The organism is Prevotella sp. CAG:592 (assembly GCF_000436015.1).
GTDB lineage: Bacteria > Bacteroidota > Bacteroidia > Bacteroidales > Bacteroidaceae > Prevotella > Prevotella pectinovora.
Window position 1 is genome coordinate 5,274 of the sequence record NZ_FR892534.1, and the last position, 19,277, is coordinate 24,550.

Here is a 19,277-nt window from a genome sequence, read left to right on the forward strand (position 1 = left end):
CCGCTCAGCGACGATATGTATTCGCGGCGGTATGTCACGCCGTTGGCAGTAAACTGAGTCACTGCCCTTGCCGAGTCGAGACTCAGTTCGCGGCGGTAGTCAGAATACTCTTCCAGTCCGGGAAAACTTACATACAGGTCGCCGAAAGGCTGGTAAGGCATTCCGGAGTTCGTCTTTGCCATGACATGAGCCGTAGCCATGTCTTGCGCCTCCTTGTATTTGCCCTGCCACACCAGTTCTCTCACCCGGGGCAGGTATTCCCGAGCCTCCGGGTTGGCGTTGTTGTTGGGGCGTCCTGCCCAGATAGTCTCTTCGTTGAGTTGCAGACGGTCGTTGGCAGGAGTGCCGTAGACCATCGCTCCCAACCGGCTGTTGCCCAAAGGCAATGCTTCCGTCCACATTGCTGCAGGCTTGTCATACCACAGTATGTGGCAGTTTCCGGTCTTTGTATCGTTGCCTTTTGCGAGTGTCGTCGTGGCGGCAAGAGTCAAGACCGCGGCTGATAGTATTATTGCTTTTTTCATCTCTTCAGGTTGGTGTGATTTCTTTTTTGTCTATGTTGCTTGTTTCCGATTATGAAGACATTATGATAATGTCAGGATAATCCATGTCTTTAATTTGACGTCGCTTCACCGCTTTTGTACCTATCGGTCTGCATCCGAGGGTAGGGATAACCATGACAAACATCCCCCAAAATGGAAATTCTGAAAATTCTTCATAAACCGTCAGATCGTCAGGTTTTTGCTGTAACGCATTTATATATTGGCTGTTGGCGACCAGATGGTTGTTTTCGATTGTCTGGATGGTTCGTTGTCATAAGCTGACATAGAGCGCTCCACATCTTCGGCAACGCCACATTCCTGACAGCAACAATGTTGTAAAAGGTAAATAGTCCATCTCCCATTTCTCACGTCTTTGCCCCTGATTTGAAACAAAAATAGAGGTAAGTTGCCCATGATTTGAAACAAAAAATATTCTTTTTGCCCCTGATTTGAAACAAAAAAGTTGTATCTTTGCCCATGATTTGAGACAAAAGATATGTTTAAACGCAAGATATTAAGCAAATTAGAAGCATGGAAGCGAGATGAAAGGCATAAACCACTCATCTTGAGAGGAGCCAGACAAGTAGGCAAGACAACAGTTGTCAACGAATTTGGTTCCCAGTTCGACAACTACCTATACTTCAACCTGGAAATGAATGAGAGCGTCAGATTGTTCGAGATGGATATTCCTTTGAATGATTTGGTCAATATGCTGTTTGCCAGTTTAGGCAAATCGCAACGAGAAGGCAGCACGCTCATTTTCATCGACGAGATACAGAATTCTCCAAAGACAATCGCTCTGCTCAGATACTTCTACGAGCAGAGACCTGACCTGTATGTCATAGCAGCAGGCAGTCTGTTGGAGAATCTTGTAGACGTAAATGTAAGTTTTCCTGTAGGAAGAGTAATGTATATGGCTTTGCGTCCTTGCTCCTTTTATGAGTTTTTGGGGGCCATCGGCAAAACCAATCTTCTTGCTGTTCTCTCACAGAAACCAGAATACACCGTTGCCTTTCATGAGCAACTCATGCATCATTTCAATCAATACACTATCATTGGCGGAATGCCAGAGGCTGTGCAGCGCTATGCAGAGACTCAAGACATCGTAGCCATAGAAGATGTGTACGAGACTTTGGTACAGGCCTACAAGGATGATTCTGAGAAATATGTCAGAGGCAATAAGCTGACAGAAGTCGTGCGCTTCATATTATCGTATGGTTGGGGATTTTCGGGCGAGACCATCACCTTGGGCAATTTCGCCAACTCGGGCTATAAGTCACGGGAAGTCGGCGAAGCTTTTCGTCTCTTGGAGAAAGCCATGATTCTGGAATTGGTTTATCCTGTATCTTCCACCCAAATGCCAATCATTCCTGAAACAAAGAGAATGCCCAAACTCATTTGGTTTGATACAGGTTTGGTAAACTATCAGGCAGGCATCAGAAAAGAGATCATAGGTTCAACGGATATGGTGGAGAGCTGGCGGGGACATCTTGCCGAGCAAATCACGGCACAAGAGCTTCTGTCGATAGAAGACCGTGTTGGACAGCACCGCTCGTTTTGGGCCAGACCCAACAATGGCGCCGAGGTTGATTTCATTTTCACCCACAACTCCAGACTCTACCCTATAGAAGTGAAGAGTGGTACCAATGCCCGTCTGCGTTCAATTCATGTTTTCATGGACAATTCTAATATAGACACAGCCATCCGTGTTTGGTCTAATCCATACTCTGTAGACAAAGTAATGACACCAAATGGCAAGGAATACCGATTAATCAACCTGCCGTTCTATCTGATTGGCAATCTACATCAGGTGTTGGATGAAGTTTTATGAGTAATAGTGAGCTGTTGCGAATTAAAAACAAACGAAAAACGCTCTTATAAAGAGCAAAAGACTGCAAGCAGTATATAAAAATACAATAAACTGGCTAATGACCGATTAGGGTTTAAGCGGTCGGATGTCTCGAAAGTACATATAGCAGGCTAATGAATATTTTGGGCACGGTTTGGGCACTGGTCGTGCCCACTTGGGGCAACGTGCTTGCCCCACATGGGTAACGTGCTTGCCCTACATGGGCACGGTGCTTGCCCCATTTGTGCACAATCCGTGTCCATTTCTTGATGTTTTGTTCTCCTTGCCTATATTTGGTGTTATGGTGTTCCGATGATGATTTACCAGTGATACTTTGATGATACTTCTATGATACTTTTCTGTAAAACATTCGGAAAAGTCTCATACGTCTAACCTGTTGGTTTAGTGGTCTTAAGGTGTCTGACAGAAGTCGGAAATGATACTTTGATACTTTTCTATCTGAAAAAACACTATACTTCTTTCCAGTCAGTCAATCCCTTTCCCTTGTCGTCCAGTTCTATGGCAAGAGCAGTTACCCGGCGTTTGTCAGCCTTGAAAGGTTCGACATGTTGCTTGGCTCTGATCTGTTCGGTGGCAGCGTCAATGCCGCCGTTGTTGCTAAGTTTCAATTCAAGGACATATATGATGTTGGTAGTTTCCACCACCATGTCAATTCTGCCCGTAGCAATCATCTTCTCCACTTCCACCCGGCAGCCGATGGCATTGAATATGGTGCTCAATATCAGGCGGTAGCGTTCCTCCATATCCATGCTTGCAAGTTTCTTGTTGCTGTAGGGCACATCCGCAATGAGGGCCTTCAGGCATTTCATGGCTTCGGTGAGATTGCCAAGCTTTAGGGAATACAACAACATACTTTGGGTTGTTATTACTTGTGCATTCGATTGCAACGTCAAGGCGGGCAAGACAATCTTGTATAGAGCCTTGCGGACTTCATAGTTGGGAATGCCGAGCAAATAAATGCCATCAAGATAATCCTTTATCGTAAGATATCCCGACTGATAGAGAAACAGTTCTGCTCCACCCCCTGTTACGTCAGAGGTCTCAAGGGTGTCGCGGTCTATCGGACAGTTCTCAAAATTTTTCAGTCTTATTTCCATATCATCAACAAACTTAGGAAGCAATGATGTTGCACCAGACGAAGCCCAATAGTTTCTCAACTTTGAATCAGCGAGAGAATTGATAAGACTAAACGGGTTGAAAACATCCACCATGTTGTCATGACTGAAATGGTAGCCATCATAATGAGCCGTCAACAGCGCTACAGCTTCATCGAAGGTGCAGCCCTCATATTCTGCCAGTTTGTTTATCTCGGGTCTGAAATCGCGCAGCATCTCGTCCTTGGTAATGCCGCAGAGGGCAGCATATTCTGGATCAAAACTGATGTTGCTCAGATTGTTGAGCACAGAGAAGAGCGAGATTTGAGTAAACTTGGTGATGCCTGTGATGAAGACAAACTTTTCGTATTTGTCGTCAGCTTTTAAGATAGCAAACACCTCCCTGTAGATGCTTGTGCATGCTTCGTGTTGAGGAGTTTTCCAGGAATGCTGCAATGGAGAGTCGTACTCATCGATGAGAATTGCCACTTGCTGTCCGGTCTGCTCATACGAACCAACTATTATGGCATTAAAGCGGTCGGCAAGACTGTCTGTTGGATTAGGAACCAATGAATATTCTTTTTCATATTGTCTGAAAATATTATTGAGATAAGAGCGCAAAGTGTCAGGTACTGCTCCTGCACGGCTCATATCGAGACGGATGACAGGTCGCTTCACCCATTCCGTCTCCAGTTCCATGATCTTCAACCCCTCGAAGAGTTCCTTCTTTCCTGTGAAGTAGGCTTCGAGTGTATCTACAAGCACCGACTTGCCAAAGCGGCGTGGGCGGCTCAGGTAATTATACTTTTTCCCCCTGTTGGCAAGTTGCCAGATAATGTCTGTCTTGTCAACATAAAGGAATCCTTCCTTTCTTATTTCCTCAAAAGACTGGATGCCAACTGGCAATCGTCTGTTATTCGTCTCCATCATAGTTCCCGATTTTTGTTTCCCCTTGCAATCTTTGCCGAGGTGCAACTAATCTTCTGCAAAGATAATGCAAACCGAGAGCAGAATATCAAGCTTGCTTGAATATTATGCCGAGGTGCAGCTTATCTTCTGCAAATATACAACAGTTTTCCCGATTTTCCATGCTTTTTGCTCCTTTCTTTGAACATAATTATGCTATAATGTTTTTATATAGCAATAATTATTGCTTGTAACAATTCTAAGAATCGTGCTGCATGACTGCCATCCATATGAACATGATGAAAACTGGAAGGGAATGGGGAGCGTGGTACGGGAGAAGCCACGGCGATAACTCCCCCACATCAGCATGGGATTGCAAAACAAATCTGCGTATTGATTCACGATGCAATCAAGTCCTGTTCCTATCATCGCCGACGTTCTAACCACCATTGCATCCTCTAGAGAAGAAAATTTACCTTCAGCAGTAGCTTCAGAAGTCAGGCGAAGATAATCATTATTAAAATTCTGAATATCATCAGAATAAGGAATATCACAGGAATTGATACCACCCTTCTTATTTTCCACGATTACGTTTATGGCGATAGAATTTTATTGCATCAATCGCCAGGAAGAGCCAAAGTCTTTTTCCGGAAGAATATAAACTCTCTGGTTCTCGATGCAGCACAGCCTATCGCCCAGCACAAAATCATATTGAATTTCCATCCCCTCTTCCTGCTTATTTTTTTATTGTGGAGTTGCCGCATGTGTGATGCAAAAGTTTTATTTTCTCGTTTATTATTTGTACATTTGCAATATATAATAAAATGAGATAATTATGAAGATACTTCCATACATCGGTTTCTGCTTTCTCTTGCTTTGTGCATTGTGCACAGGCGTTAACAGCTATCACAGAACTAAAAGCATTATAGCGCAGGACGTTAATCGGGCATTGGAGCAAGTGCTTGCGAAGATGCCTGATAATGTGGTCACTACAGATACTATTCGTTGCTATCGCAATTGCCTGACCATTGCTGAACTGAAAGACACGGCAGGCATAGCTATGCGCATTGTGCGTAGGGATGGACGCTTGGAGACTAAGCTTGTGGCTGAGGCTAACTGTAGCTTTGCCACTACATTCATGTTGTCCGACCAGAAGGCTTCAGGTTCTCTTCTCATGGTTGGAATGTTGTGGCTATTGGGCAGTTTGTGGTACGTCAGGAGGAATAGGCCAGCGTTGATAGTGCAAGGTCTGTCGTATGGAGGTATTGTGTTCAATAATGATAAGTTTATGACGCTTTCGGGCGAGCAGATTCATCTTACACCTATGCAGCATTCTCTGCTCGAAATGTTTATGACAGCAGACACTCATACACTATCCAAACAGGAGATTTGCGACCGGTTATGGCCTAAGAAGCCAGATGCCAATGACACGCTCTACACTCTGATAAGACGCATTAAACCAATCATAGAAACCAACAGCGATTTGAAAATCGAATCAGACAGGGGCAAGAGTTATAGCTTGAAACACAGATAGATAGGTCGTTGTCAGACAATTGTCAGGGAAATGTCAGACAGATAAATTGGCATTCTTTTAAGGAGAGCATAAATTTGCGCCAAGTTTAACCCACAAACGGTCATAAGGCCGTTGGATGAAAAAATGGTGCAAAATGAAACGATTGATTACACTTTCCATTATTCTCTCTTCCGCATACTGCGTTTATGCACAGGATGTGGAGAAAAACATCACACTCGGCGAGGTTACGGTGAAGGCAGCCAAGGTGGTGAACAAGTCAGACGGTATGATTATCTATCCGACGGATGCCCAGAACAGGCGTCAAACAATGTCTACAGCATACTTGAGAAACTCACACTTGCCAATCTGCGCATCGACAACATCAACCACACAGTCACAGCCATCGACAATAGGGGAGGAGTACAACTCCGGGTCAATGGCATCGTAGCGGGCAAACAGGAGATGCTGGCTCTCAATCCCAAGGATATAGCAAAAATAAACTTCATAAACAATCCTGGCGTACGTTATGGCGACGGCATAGCCTATGTGATAGACATCGTTACACGCAGGGCCGAGAGCGGCTATACTGTTGGCACAGACCTGACCACGGCACTCACCACATTGCAGGGCGATGGTATGGTTTATGGGAAATGGAACAAGGGCAGGAGTGAATGGTCTCTTTCGTATGATGTGAACGGATATAAATCCAAGGGGGCAAAGAGCAGCCAACTGGCAGAATACACCTTGACAGACGGCAGTATCTATACAGTCGAACGAAACGATGTAGAGTCGCTTCGAAAATCCATAGCCCATGATGCAAAATTGACCTATAACTGGGCAGATACAACTGCCACCGTCTTTCAGACATCATTGAGCGGAGCGTTCAACGATGCCCCAGACGACTATAATATAAAGGAAATAGCAGACGGCGCCCGCCGATATAGAGCCACGAGCCGGGATGCAGACAAAAGCTATTCGCCGGTATTGGATATCTACTTCTTCCGTCAGATCACTCCACGGCAGTCAGTTACCGCCAATGCCGTGGGTACCTATATCTCCACTCAGACCAGCAATTATTATGATGAGGGGAATCCATACCGGTATGATGTGGATGGCAAGACGTCTTCTCTTCTCGCTGAAATAATTTATGAGAACAGACTGAAGCCCTTCACGCTCTCGGCGGGAGGAAACTATAGTTACAAACACATCAAGAACGACTATTCCGGCGACGCTTCCTCTTTGACCAAGACGAGCAACAACCGCTTGTATGCCTTTGCTGAAATCAAGGGGACGATGCGGAAATTGCGCTACACGTTGGGAGCAGGAGCAAGCTATATCCATTACACTCAGAACGGTCATAGATATGACTTCCAGACATTCCATCCCAAGGTGTCGCTGACTTATGATATCAATAACAGCATGCAGCTGAGTTATACCTGTCAGATGCAAGACAAAGTGTCTCGCATCGCCATGACGAGCGATGTTATGGTCCGCACCAACAGTATGGAATGGACAGCAGGCAATCCCGACTTGAAGCCATCACACGATATGGACCACCGGTTGCAGTTCTCGTATAACACAAGCCGCTTGCAAACATTTGTAGAAGGCTACTACAAGCAATGCCTCAAACCGAATATGGCACATTATGAACGCACCGCCGACAACCAATTCATATATACCCAGAAAAACCAGAAGGAGATAGACGTTTTGAATGTCATGGCATACGCAGGCTATTGGATATTGCCCGAAAAACTACAGGTTGCCGCCAATGGAGGTGTGTACAGATGCTTCAATTTCGGCAACGACTATACACATTGCTACACCTCGTGGTTTTATGTTTGCAGCATCACTGCTTACCTCGGTAACATCACTTTGCAGGGATATGCAGATAACGGCAACCGCTTTCTGGAGGGCGAGTCGAAAGGCTACAATGCAGCCTATTCGGTTCTGAAAGCATCATACACATGGCGCAACTGGCAATTCTCGTTGTCGTGGGCAAATCCCTTGAACAACAACTACAAGGCATACGAGAACGAGTTGCTCAACCGCAATCTCTATAAGCATACAGTAGGCTATTCAAAGGGCAACGGCAATCAGGTGTCTCTGAATGTGTCTTGGCGATTGAGCAGAGGCAGCAAGCGTAATTCGGCAGAGAAGAGAATAAGTCTGAGTGATGCGGATAATGGTATACTGTGATTGACAAAGTGATATTATTCTGACCGATTGGGGCTGCAGCCAGAAATGAATTGCGAACCTATGCGCCGGATATGCTCAGGCGAACTCCAGATTGAGCAGTTCGCCGAGTTTCCCGACGGCATCATTCTCTTTGCAGAGCTTCAGGTAAAACTCCTTGGGGGAGAGAATACGCTTTATCTCCTCAGGACGAGCCAGACGCAGCGACAGTTCTATATCGTCGTTGCGGAGCTTCTGCACGAGAGTGTTGCGAACGCGGTTCTTTATTTTCTGCACGTCCTCCAGCAGCATCTTGTTGTCTATCACCACTTCAACCTTGGGGAACTCCGTGATGACAGGCGTGAGGTTCTTCATTCGCTTCGAGGTGCCCAGCATGTTGGGAGGCATACGGTTGCACATCAGCAGCCATTGCTGCAAGAGCATGTCGTCGTCGAAAGTCTCGTGCAGTCCGGTGGTAGCCTTCTGCTCCGGTTCCATTTCGTAAGTAGGCTTTTCCGGTCCTTTCATCAGATTGCCGAAAGACTTTCCTATCGACCCTAATTTCAGTGCCGGTCTGTGTTGAGGCTGTGTTACCGGCTGTGTGGAAGATACCGTAGAAGCGTTGCCCGGCGTTGCCGTGACTTGTGAAGATGCTGACGGAGCATTGTCTGGTGAGGACACAGCCACTCCCTGCACAGCTTTGTTCTCACCAGGCTGTGCTTGCGACGCAGCGGCAGCCACCTGCTGGACTGCCGTGTGGCGCTGCGCCGAGGCTATGAGTTTCTTGAACAGGCTTTTCAGTCGCTTGGGGCTGCGCCCCGCGACGCCGTCTTCGTCGGGCTGTGTTATCTGTGCCACGCGGATGAGCGTTATCTCCACGAGCAGTCGCTTGTTGCTGCTCTGGCGATAGTTGATGTCGCATTCGTTGAGGATCTTCAGTGCCGAATACAAGAACTTGGTAGGACATTTCTGTGCCTGCTCCTTGTATTTCTGAGCCTGTGCCTCGCTTGTCTGCAGCAGCGGCAATGTCTGCGTGTCCTTCGCCATCAGCACGTTGCGCACGTGGCTCGCCAGTCCGCCGATGATGTTGCCACCGTCGAAGCCTCTGGCGATGACGTTGTTGAGCAACACCATCACTTCAGCAGCCTTGTTCTCCATACATAAGTCTATGATGCGGAAATAATTGTCAGAGTCGAGCACGTTGAGGTCTTCAATCACCTTGGCGTAAGTGATGTCGCCCTGACAGAAGCTCGCTGCCTGGTCGAACACCGAGAGGGCGTCTCTCATTCCGCCGTCAGCCTTTTCGGCTATCACGTTGAGAGCCTCTTCCTCATATTTTATCCCCTCCTTCTCAGCCACCATCTTCAGATGGTTCACGATGCCCGGCACCGTCATGCGCTCGAAGTCGTAAATCTGGCAGCGCGACAGGATGGTGGGCAGAATCTTGTGCTTCTCCGTTGTCGCGAGGATGAAGATGACGTGTGCCGGCGGTTCTTCGAGAGTCTTCAGAAAGGCATTGAAAGCTTGTGTGGAGAGCATGTGCACCTCGTCGATGATGAACACCTTATAGCGTCCCACCTGGGGCGGGATGCGGGTCTGGTCCATCAGCGCCTTGATGTTTTCCACCGAGTTGTTGCTTGCCGCATCGAGCTCAAAGATGTTGTATGAACGCTGTTCATTGAACGCCTTGCAGCTCTCGCATTCGTTGCAGGCCTCACCGTCGGCAGTGGGGTGCTGGCAGTTTATCGCCTTGGCGAAGATGCGGGCGCATGTGGTCTTACCCACGCCCCTCGGTCCGCAGAACAGGTAGGCATGGGCGAGCTTTCCGCTTCTCACCGCATTTTTCAGAGTGGTGGTGAGAGCCGACTGTCCCACGACGGAGTCGAACGACATGGGGCGGTATTTTCGTGCCGAAACAATGTATTCTTCCATAAATAAATATAAGATTTCGCTTATTTTCTTGCAAAGATAATGTAATTTCGTTCAATTGAGCTATCTTTGCACGAAAATTATGATACACTAATTCTATAAAATAAAACAAAGACAATGAGTCGCATCAACCCTCTGTGGAGATTTATGTCGCACAACATTTATTGGATAACAACGATAATTGGTGTGCTCATCGTTGCCGTGCTCGACGAGAACAGCTTCCTGACCCGCATGAAATATGACATGCAGATAAGCGACCTGGAGGAACAGATCGATGAATACAACAGTCAGTATGAGCGCGACGGCCAGAAACTGAAGGAACTTCGCCGCAATCCAAGGGCTATCACCAAGATTGCACGCGAGAACTATATGATGAAGGCCGACGACGAGGATATCTTCGTGTTGAGCGACGACGAGAAACAAGAGACAAGCAAGAATGAAACAGCTGAATAGAACGCAAAGCGCCATGATGCTCATAGGAGCATGCCTGATGGTGGTGGGAGCAGCTCTCTATGTTTTTGGAGAGCAGACCGTAGCACCCTGTATCTTCACTCCAGGCACACTGATGTTTGCCGCCATGCAGTATATGCAGAAATATACCGGTACCGACGTCACCATGCGCCGACTGAGAAGAATCATGCTCACCGGAGCTGCATTCTTCATCATCTCAGCGCTGCTGATGGTGGAGAACGCATATCACGTGGTATTCCCTCTGTTTGCAAAGACAATCAACGGATACACATCATACGTGAAGTACATCCACAACAACTGGGTGGTGACCCTGCTGGTGGCTGCCGTGCTCCAGCTCTATTCCACACACCGCATCTCATCTGAGCTCCAGAAGAACAAACAGCGTGAGGCATAAACGACCTGGACTTGCAGCGTTGACATGGAAATGACAAACATGCGGATGCTGTGTCGTAAAGACTAAAAAAAGCTAAAAACAGGGAACCTTGTTTTAAATAGAATAAACATATTTCCATACATCCGTAATACGACTTACATTTGTATGGAATTTCAAAAACAGATATGAATAAGATATTTTACTCTCTCATCGTTGCCATAGCAATGATACTCACATCCTGTGCCGGAACATACGATATCAAGGGCACATCCAACGTGTCGGTGCTCGACGGCAAGATGCTATACCTGAAGCAATATCATGACAGCGACCTGAAGAACATCGATTCTTGCGACGTCGTTCACGGACAGTTCGGCTTCAATGGAAGACTCGACTCCGTAAGGATGGTGACACTCTTTATGGACGACGAGAACATAATGCCTGTAGTACTGGAGTCAGGAAGCATCAACGTGAAGATTGACAATGGATCGCAGAAGGTGAGCGGCACGCCGCTCAACGACAAACTCTCTGAATTCATTGAGAAATACAACCAGCTCGAGATGCAGATGAACGACCTCGCACACAAGCAGAGCCAGGCGATAATGAACGGTGAGGACGAGAATACCATAAACCAGAAACTCGCAATCGAAGCGCAGCAGATCACTCAGAAGGAGGACAAGCTCATCACATCATTCATCTGCGACAACTTCGACAACGTGCTCGGTCCCGGAGTGTTCTTCATGATGACTATGGGATACCCGATACCGGAACTCTCGCCATGGATAGAAGACATCATGAGCAAGGCGACGGACCACTTCAAGAACGATGCCTACGTGAGGGACTACTATCAGAAGGCACAGCAGAACCAGGAAATATTGAACGGCATGGCAACGCCAGACGGACCGGCTCCGCAGCCGGCGGCAGGACCACAACCCACCGATGCTCCACAGCAGCCGATGGACGGACCGACGCCAAACCAGTTGGCACAGCCTGCTGAATAACTCCATAAGCCAAGGCTGGTCCTGAGAGGTAAAGATTCTTCAGGACAGGCCGTAAACTTTTATACCTTACTTGAATAATGAAGACATTGATTACAGGAGCTACGGTCGTGAACGAGGGAATGGCAGTCAAGGCAGACATTCTGATTGAAGACGACCGAATAGTAAGCATACTGAGCAATGGCGAAACACCCCGGGACAACTACGACGAAACAGTAGATGCCACGGGGTGTTTCGTATTGCCGGGAGTGATAGACGACCATGTGCATTTCCGTGACCCCGGACTGACACACAAGGCAGACATGCAGACGGAAAGCAGGGCAGCGGCATACGGAGGAGTGACGACATATTTCGACATGCCTAACACCAAACCTCAGACCACCACACTTGCCGACCTTGAAGATAAACTCGATATGGCACGGCAGAAGAGTCACGTGAACTATTCCTTCTTCATAGGAGCTACAAACGACAATATCGACCAGCTGCTGAAGGTGGATACAAAGAAGGTGCCGGGAGTGAAACTCTTCATGGGATCGTCAACGGGAAACATGCTCGTTGACCGTGAGAAGGCGTTGCGGCAGATATTCACCAAGGTGAAACTTCCGATAATGACACATTGTGAAGACACCGGCATCATCAACCGGAACATGGCTGAGGCAAAGAAGAAATGGGGCGAAGACCCCGATATCTGCCACCATCCGGAGATAAGGTCGGTTGAGGCATGCTGGCAATCCACAGAACTCGCCGTGAAACTGGCAAAGGAGAGCGGAGCGCGACTCCATGTGGCACATCTCACCACGGAGAAGGAGCTGGAGCTCTTTGAGATATATTCAGAGAAGGAAGTGCTTGCCGCTGCGGGCAGCGACGGATTCCCCAAGATTACGGCAGAGGCTGTGGTGGCACATCTTGTATTCACCGATGCCGACTACAAGACTCTTGGAGCAAGGATAAAATGCAATCCGGCAGTGAAAACCGCCGCCGACCGCGATGCCCTGCGTGCCGCTCTTACAGACGGACGTATCGCTGTGGTGGGGACAGACCATGCTCCACATCTCATAGAAGAGAAACAGGGTGGTTGCCAGAATGCCATGTCGGGAATGCCGATGCTTCAGTTCTCGCTCGTCACGATGCTCTCGCTCGTAGACCAGGGTGTGCTGACGGTGGAGAGAGTGGCAGAGCTGATGAGCCACAATCCGGCAAAGCTCTTCGGAGTGAAAGACCGCGGATTCCTGCGTCCGGGCTACAAGGCAGACATCGTGGTGGTGCGTCCAGGTGTGAAATGGACGTTGACAAGCGAAGACATACAGAGCAAGTGCAAGTGGAGTCCGTTGGAGGGCAAAACCTTCGGATGGAAGGTGGAGCATACCTTCTGCAACGGTCACCATATATATGATAATGGAAAGTTCGACGATTCGGTGCATGGCGAACAGGTGGAGTTCGACCATTCTTCCAACTAATAACGAAATAGAATAATGATAGTAAAAATACTGATTCCCATACTGCTGCTTCTGCTGGTTTCCGATGTTTACGTATATCTGCATTTCCTTCGCTACATGAAGCGCAACAAGATAGCAGCCATTACAGCTTGGGCGGCACAAAGCGTGGCGATGGTGGCATATAGCGTGGTGATGGCAGTTCAGCCGGATTTCGCTCCGGCAGACATGGATAGTCTCAACTTCTATCTCCTGCTCCTCGGAGTATGGGCAGTGCCGAAGTTCGTCTTCACGGTCTGCTCCATCCTGGGATGGGGACATTGCGTCTATCACAAGACAAAGACAAACTGGGGCAACTATGCAGGAATTCTGGCAGGGGTCTTCTTGGCTGTCGTTTGCGTGTATGGTTTCACCAAGGGATTCAACAAAGTGACGGTGCGCCATGTCACCTTCGAGTCGGCAGATCTGCCAGAGGCTTTCGATGGCTACCGTATCGTGCAGTTCAGCGATGCCCACGTGGGTACATATACAGGACAGAGGGCTTTCATGCTGAAAGTCGTGGCAGACAGCATCAACAGTCAGAAGGCAGACATGATAGCCTTTACCGGAGACTTGCAGAATATGCGCCCTTCAGAACTCTATCAACACGAGAAGACCCTCGCTTCCCTCAAAGCGAAAGATGGCGTGTTCTCCGTGCTTGGCAACCACGACTATGCCTATTATGTAAAGGCAACCGAAGCAGAGCGGCGTCATAACTGTCAGGAGATGAAGGATGTGCAGCGCAGGATGGGCTGGAAACTGTTGCTCAACGACAACTGTGTGATACGTCGCGGCAACGACTCTATCGTTGTGGCTGGAATGGAGTTCGAGGGCGAGAGTCCGAGAGTGCCGAGTTTCGGAAACTTGAAGAAGACCCTCCATGGCGTCAATCAGAAAGGTGCGTTCATACTCATGCTTCAGCATGATCCGACAAGTTGGCGTACCGACATACTACCGCATTCCACTTCGCAGCTGACGCTCAGCGGACATACCCATGCCGGACAGATGAAGTTCTTCGGCTGGTCGCCAGCCTCACTGAAGTATGACGAATGGGGAGGGTTATATACCGAGGGCAGACGTTCCATCAACGTGAGCTGCGGTGTGGGAGGTTTCGTCCCATTCAGACTTGGATGTCCTGGCGAGATAGTAGTCATAGAGCTGAAAAAGCATAAATGATATTTGTGCAAATAGTGTTCTTATTGTTAAAAAAGATATAATATTCCGATGCCTCATAATAAGGTTTCGGAATATTTTTTTATCTTTGTAGCGATAAAAAATATCCCCACAATTATGATAGTATCAGTATTAGTTATAATCAGCATCTCGGTTTCCGTATTCTTCTGCATAAAGTAGAATACCGATCAGTTTCGTGTCTGAAACAGGAGACCCGTTTAATGAAGTCTGACGCTTGACGGCGTTTGACTTCAAGTATACCATTCCATGGTTTTGGAATGGCATTGTTGGCAGGTGCTTGCAGAAAATCATAAGTCCAACACTCTGACTTCCGCATTTGTCATCTTCTGCACATCCTTCATTTCCTTGTTGTAATAAACAGCCTGTATAGCCTTGTTTATTATTCCATGTCCAACGGCAAGGACTGTCTGTCCGGGATATTCTCGCTTTATCAACTCAAGAAAATCCCGTGCCCTCGCCTTCAGCGTGTCGAGAGATTCCACATCGTCAGGCCACACTTCGTCTTTCAGGTCTGGGATATATCGTCCGGTGAAGCTTCCCCAGTCGCGTTCTCTCAGCAGTGGAGTGGTGCGCACATCCGCATGATGCGGTTCGGCGATAATCCGGCAGGTGTCTATAGACCTCTTCAGATCGCTCGACACGAAAGCGTCGAAATGCTTCTCTGCCAGTTTCTTTGCCACTTCCTTCGCCTGTTCTATACCGTGGTCGTTGAGTCTGCCCGGTGTCTGTCCCTGCATTATCTTATTGGCGTTGTCGTAGGTTTCGCCATGCCTTGTGAGATATAGTCTTGTCATATTCCAAATGTTCTTTCTGTTTCTTCCGCAAAGATAACGCAAACCGAATGCATAATGAAATAAATGTATTTGTTTCTTATGCTGAGGTGCAGCTTATCTTATGTAAAGATAGGAAAATAAAATAGAATAGCCGTAATGTAGTGCCCTTAGTGTCGTTTTATGTGCCGTTTTTTTTAGCTTTGCATCGTGCGTAGATGATGCCATAGCTTCATGACATTATCCAAGTCAACGGTGATTACAGCTGGCATGATGGTTACAAAACGCCCCGTGCCGACGTCTTTGTTATTAAAGAGGGCAATCTCCTGTATATGCCCACTTTAAGAATCAGGAAATAAGAAACCACATTACACTAAATGAAGAAACTACTATTTTCAGCAGCCGCTGCCATGATGCTTGTCCCAAGGGCAGGCATGGCGACGGACATTTTCGTTTCGACCTCGTTTCATGAACCCGCCAACGAAGGACTGCGCTTCATCTATAGCCGCGACGGCATACATTGGGACAGTATTCCCGGCACCTTCCTCAAGCCGGAGGTTGGCACGCAGAAGGTGATGCGTGACCCGTCGATAGTGAAAGGTCCCGACGGCACATACCATTTCGTGTGGACCTGTAGCTGGAGAGGCGACAGAGGATTCGGATACTCATCGTCGAAAGATTTGATACACTGGACACCGGAGCGTTTCATCGAAGTGATGAAAGACACCACCACCGTCAATGTGTGGGCGCCTGAACTCTTCTACGACGACGTGAAGAAGCAGTATATGATAATATGGGCATCCTGCATACCGGGAAAATTCCCCGACGGTATAGAGGAACACAAGAACAACCACCGTCTGTACTACTGCACTACAAAAGACTTCAATACTTTCTCTGAGACCAAACTCCTTATCGATCCCGGTTTCAGTTGTATCGACGCTACGATGGTGAAAAAGGGAAAAGACGACTATGTGATGGTGCTGAAAGACAATACCCGCAAGCAGCGCAACATCAAGGTGGCATTCTCAAAGACACCCTACGGTCCGTGGAGTGAGGCTTCAGAACCATTCACACCGATGTATAGCGAAGGTCCGTCTACGGCATACGTCAACGGATGGTGGTATATATATTACGACTGGTATCGCCAGTTTATCTATGGCGCACAGCGCACGAAGGATTTCAAACACTTCCAGGACCATACGGGAGCCGTTTCCTTCCCCGACGGTCATAAACACGGCACCGTGTTCATGGCACCGGAGGAACTTGTGGAGAACCTTATAAAATACAACAGCAGTGCCGTCCACTACACCGGCAACGACATTTCCCTGCCATCGCGCCATGACGGCGGACTCTCCCCCGTGGTGGGAGTGCATAGCATACAGACCATGCGTGCCGAAAAGGGAGCCACATACAACCACCAGCCGATGATTGCATACTGGAAGGGAAAGTTCTATATGCACTATCTCACTGACCCACGCAGCGAGCACGAGCCGCCAGGAGTCACCATGCTGCAGACCTCTACTGACGGATACACATGGACGGACCCAGTAAAGCTGTTCCCTGAATACAAAGTGCCCGACGGATTTGAAAAGCCTGAAAAATATCCGGGCCTGAAGGCAAAAGATCTTATGGCTATCATGCACCAGAGAGTGGGGTGGTATGTATCGAAGAAGACAGGCAAGCTCCTGGCTATGGGCAACTACGTAGTGTCGATGACACCGAAAGACAACCCCACCGACGGCAACGGCATCGGCAGAGTGGTGAGGGAGATAAAGAGCGACGGCACCTTCGGTCCCGTATACTTCATCTACTACAACCACGGCTTCAATGCCGGCAACACAGACTTCCCGTACTACAAGAAATCCAAAGACAAAGCCTTCGTCAAGGCTTGCGATGAACTGCTCGCCGACCCGATGGCACGCATGCAGTGGGCTGAAGAGGCTGACCGCGGCGATGACATACTGCCGCTGAAGACACCATATAAGGCATTCTCAGGCTACACGCTGCCAAACGGATGGAAGGTGGGACTCTGGAAACACGGCCTTACCACCATCAGCTGTGATGGCGGCAACACATGGCGCACTCCGGCAAAGCGCGCTCATGGCTTCGTGACATCCACAGGAAAGATTTGGGGGCAGAGACTTTCCGACGGAACTTATGCCACGGTATATAATCCTGCGGAATACAGATGGCCACTTGCCATCTCGCTGAGTGCCGACGGACTGGAATATACGACGCTGAATCTTGTCAACGGAGAGATAACCCCAGAGCGCCATGGTGGTAACTACAAGAACTACGGTCCGCAATACACCCGTGGCATCCAGGAGGGCAACGGTACTCCGGCAGACGGAAACATGTGGGTCACCTACAGTAACAATAAGGAGGACATGTGGGTTTCGCGCATCACAGTGCCTGTACAGACTGCGGCAACATCTCATGCCGATACAGACTTCTCTGAATATTCAAAGCTTGCAGATATGGCAGACTGGAACATCTATTCTCCAAAGTGGGCACCTGTTGCTCTCGATGGGAAATGGTTGAAGCTGTCAGACAAAGACCCTTACGACTATGCCAAGGTGGAACGTATGATACCTGCCACAAAGGAACTTACCGTAGAGTTTGATGTCCAGGCAGCACAGAACGGTCACGGAGAGCTTGATGTGGAGTTTGTCGACGCCAAAGGTCAGGCTTGCTCCCGTATAGTGCTCGACTCTCTCGGAGTGATGAAGGTGAAGGGCGGTCCGCGTTTCGGTACCATGCTCAAGAACTATAAGGCAGGAGAAACCTATCGTGTGAAGGCTGTTCTTTCTACCGACATGCATGCCGGCACATATTATATCAACGGCAAGAAAGTGTGTCAGCGCCAGTTCGACACTCCTGTGGAGGCAATAACAAGGGTGGTGTTCCGCACCGGTCCGCTCTTTGCAGAGCCAAACAACGAGACTCCGGCAGACCAGTATTTCGACATGCCGCGTGCCGACGAGTCGGATCCCGTGGCTACATTCTCTATCGCAAATGTGAAGACCTACGCTGCTGATGCTGACGGGCAGGCTGCTGTGCTGAAGTTCGACGACTACAAACACTACATCGACTACTTCAATACGATGGAGGACGAGAACATCGCCAACGCTATCCCCAACAGCAAGGCGGCGGAATGGATGAGCAAGAACGTGCCGCTCTTCGACTGTCCGCAGGATAATTTCCGTGAGATGTATTACTACCGTTGGTGGACTCTGCGCAAGCATATCAAGCGCACCCCAGTGGGCTATGGTATGACGGAATTCCTCGTGCAGCGTTCGTATGCCGACCGCTACAACCTCATTGCCTGTGCCATCGGCCACCACGTGATGGAGACCCGATGGCTGCGCGACACAACATACATCAACCAGATTCTCAACACCTGGTATCATGGCAACGACGGCAAGGCGATGCAGAAGATGGATAAATTCAGCTCCTGGAATCCTGCCGCAGTGTATGAGGCTTATAAGGTGAACGGCAACAGGTCGTTTGTCGACTCTCTGAAGCCTTCGCTCGAAGAGGAGTATGCTCGTTGGCAGAAGACCCACCGTCTTGACAACGGACTCTACTGGCAGGAGGATGTGCGCGACGGAATGGAAGAGAGTGCCAGCGGAGGTAGAAGGAAAAAGTTTGCGCGTCCTACGATTAACAGCTATATGTATGGCAACGCCATGGCTCTCGCCGAGATGAACAAGCTTGCTGGTGATGAGGCTAAAGCTGCAGAATACAACAAGGAGGCTGCAGAACTGAAAGAGCTTGTGGAGAACAAGCTTTGGAACGGTAAACATGAGTTCTTTGAAACGTTACAGACCGATACTCTCGCAAATGTACGCGAGGCTATAGGCTTCATACCGTGGTATTTCAATATGCCTGACAACAAAAAGTATGATGCCGCGTGGAAGCAGGTTACCGACGAGAAAGGCTTCTCTGCCCCTTACGGTCTTACCACCTGTGAGCG

14 protein-coding genes are annotated in these 19,277 nt (G+C 48.4%); 9 read left to right on the forward strand and 5 right to left on the reverse strand.

Going from position 1 to position 19,277, the window contains the following annotated elements; all coding sequences use genetic code 11:
* The coding region (locus QVO99_RS03040) for a glycoside hydrolase family 95 protein (RefSeq protein WP_369678104.1) at nucleotides 1-524 on the reverse strand (524 nt) is incomplete at its 3' end.
* Between the two features lie 514 nt (nucleotides 525-1,038).
* Between QVO99_RS03040 and QVO99_RS03045 the strand changes: the two genes are divergently transcribed.
* Nucleotides 1,039-2,373, forward strand: coding sequence for an ATP-binding protein (locus QVO99_RS03045; protein ID WP_022316117.1), 1,335 nt, complete (start codon nucleotides 1,039-1,041; stop codon nucleotides 2,371-2,373).
* A gap of 488 nt (nucleotides 2,374-2,861) precedes the next feature.
* Here QVO99_RS03045 and QVO99_RS03050 read toward each other — a convergent pair whose 3' ends face one another.
* Both QVO99_RS03050 and QVO99_RS03055 read right to left on the reverse strand, forming a co-directional pair.
* The gene (locus QVO99_RS03050; RefSeq protein WP_288176903.1) at nucleotides 2,862-4,436 is read right to left on the reverse strand and encodes an ATP-binding protein; all 1,575 of its coding nucleotides are present in this window, start codon (nucleotides 4,434-4,436) and stop codon (nucleotides 2,862-2,864) included.
* A gap of 192 nt (nucleotides 4,437-4,628) precedes the next feature.
* On the reverse strand, nucleotides 4,629-4,997 hold the full coding sequence (locus QVO99_RS03055) for a hypothetical protein (RefSeq protein WP_288176904.1): 369 nt from the start codon (nucleotides 4,995-4,997) through the stop codon (nucleotides 4,629-4,631).
* A 250-nt stretch (nucleotides 4,998-5,247) separates the two neighbouring features.
* Here QVO99_RS03055 and QVO99_RS03060 point away from each other — a divergent pair, with 250 nt between their 5' ends.
* Both QVO99_RS03060 and QVO99_RS03065 read left to right on the forward strand, forming a co-directional pair.
* Nucleotides 5,248-5,946 carry a helix-turn-helix domain-containing protein gene (locus QVO99_RS03060; RefSeq protein WP_022316120.1) on the forward strand — a complete coding sequence of 233 codons (699 nt, stop codon included), beginning with the start codon at nucleotides 5,248-5,250 and terminating at the stop codon, nucleotides 5,944-5,946.
* A gap of 123 nt (nucleotides 5,947-6,069) precedes the next feature.
* Nucleotides 6,070-8,121 carry a TonB-dependent receptor gene (locus tag QVO99_RS03065; protein ID WP_288176905.1) on the forward strand — a complete coding sequence of 684 codons (2,052 nt, stop codon included), beginning with the start codon at nucleotides 6,070-6,072 and terminating at the stop codon, nucleotides 8,119-8,121.
* A 75-nt stretch (nucleotides 8,122-8,196) separates the two neighbouring features.
* On the opposite strand, the gene QVO99_RS03070 is transcribed toward QVO99_RS03065, so the two are convergent.
* Complete coding sequence (locus tag QVO99_RS03070; protein ID WP_022316123.1) at nucleotides 8,197-10,029, reverse strand: DNA polymerase III subunit gamma/tau; 1,833 nt, start codon at nucleotides 10,027-10,029, stop codon at nucleotides 8,197-8,199.
* Nucleotides 10,030-10,143: 114 nt separating this feature from the next.
* On the opposite strand from QVO99_RS03070, the gene QVO99_RS03075 reads away from it, so the two are divergent.
* The 5 genes from QVO99_RS03075 to QVO99_RS03095 all read left to right on the forward strand — a co-directional run bounded on the left by QVO99_RS03075 (nucleotide 10,144) and on the right by QVO99_RS03095 (nucleotide 14,513).
* The gene (locus tag QVO99_RS03075) at nucleotides 10,144-10,479 is read left to right on the forward strand and encodes an FtsB family cell division protein (RefSeq protein ID WP_022316124.1); all 336 of its coding nucleotides are present in this window, start codon (nucleotides 10,144-10,146) and stop codon (nucleotides 10,477-10,479) included.
* Nucleotides 10,463-10,891, forward strand: coding sequence for a hypothetical protein (locus QVO99_RS03080; RefSeq protein WP_022316125.1), 429 nt, complete (start codon nucleotides 10,463-10,465; stop codon nucleotides 10,889-10,891). Before QVO99_RS03075 ends, QVO99_RS03080 begins: the two co-directional genes overlap by 17 nt.
* A 164-nt stretch (nucleotides 10,892-11,055) precedes the next feature.
* On the forward strand, nucleotides 11,056-11,868 hold the full coding sequence (locus QVO99_RS03085; RefSeq protein ID WP_022316126.1) for a DUF4369 domain-containing protein: 813 nt from the start codon (nucleotides 11,056-11,058) through the stop codon (nucleotides 11,866-11,868).
* A gap of 77 nt (nucleotides 11,869-11,945) precedes the next feature.
* Nucleotides 11,946-13,322: a dihydroorotase gene (locus QVO99_RS03090; protein ID WP_288176906.1), complete on the forward strand. Its 1,377-nt coding sequence runs from the start codon at nucleotides 11,946-11,948 to the stop codon at nucleotides 13,320-13,322.
* Between the two features lie 15 nt (nucleotides 13,323-13,337).
* Nucleotides 13,338-14,513 carry a metallophosphoesterase gene (locus QVO99_RS03095; RefSeq protein ID WP_022316128.1) on the forward strand — a complete coding sequence of 392 codons (1,176 nt, stop codon included), beginning with the start codon at nucleotides 13,338-13,340 and terminating at the stop codon, nucleotides 14,511-14,513.
* Nucleotides 14,514-14,818: 305 nt separating this feature from the next.
* Here QVO99_RS03095 and QVO99_RS03100 read toward each other — a convergent pair whose 3' ends face one another.
* Complete coding sequence (locus QVO99_RS03100; protein WP_022316130.1) at nucleotides 14,819-15,325, reverse strand: histidine phosphatase family protein; 507 nt, start codon at nucleotides 15,323-15,325, stop codon at nucleotides 14,819-14,821.
* A gap of 353 nt (nucleotides 15,326-15,678) precedes the next feature.
* Between QVO99_RS03100 and QVO99_RS03105 the strand changes: the two genes are divergently transcribed.
* A partial coding sequence (locus QVO99_RS03105; protein ID WP_441295400.1) for an MGH1-like glycoside hydrolase domain-containing protein occupies nucleotides 15,679-19,277 on the forward strand: 3,599 nt, incomplete at its 3' end.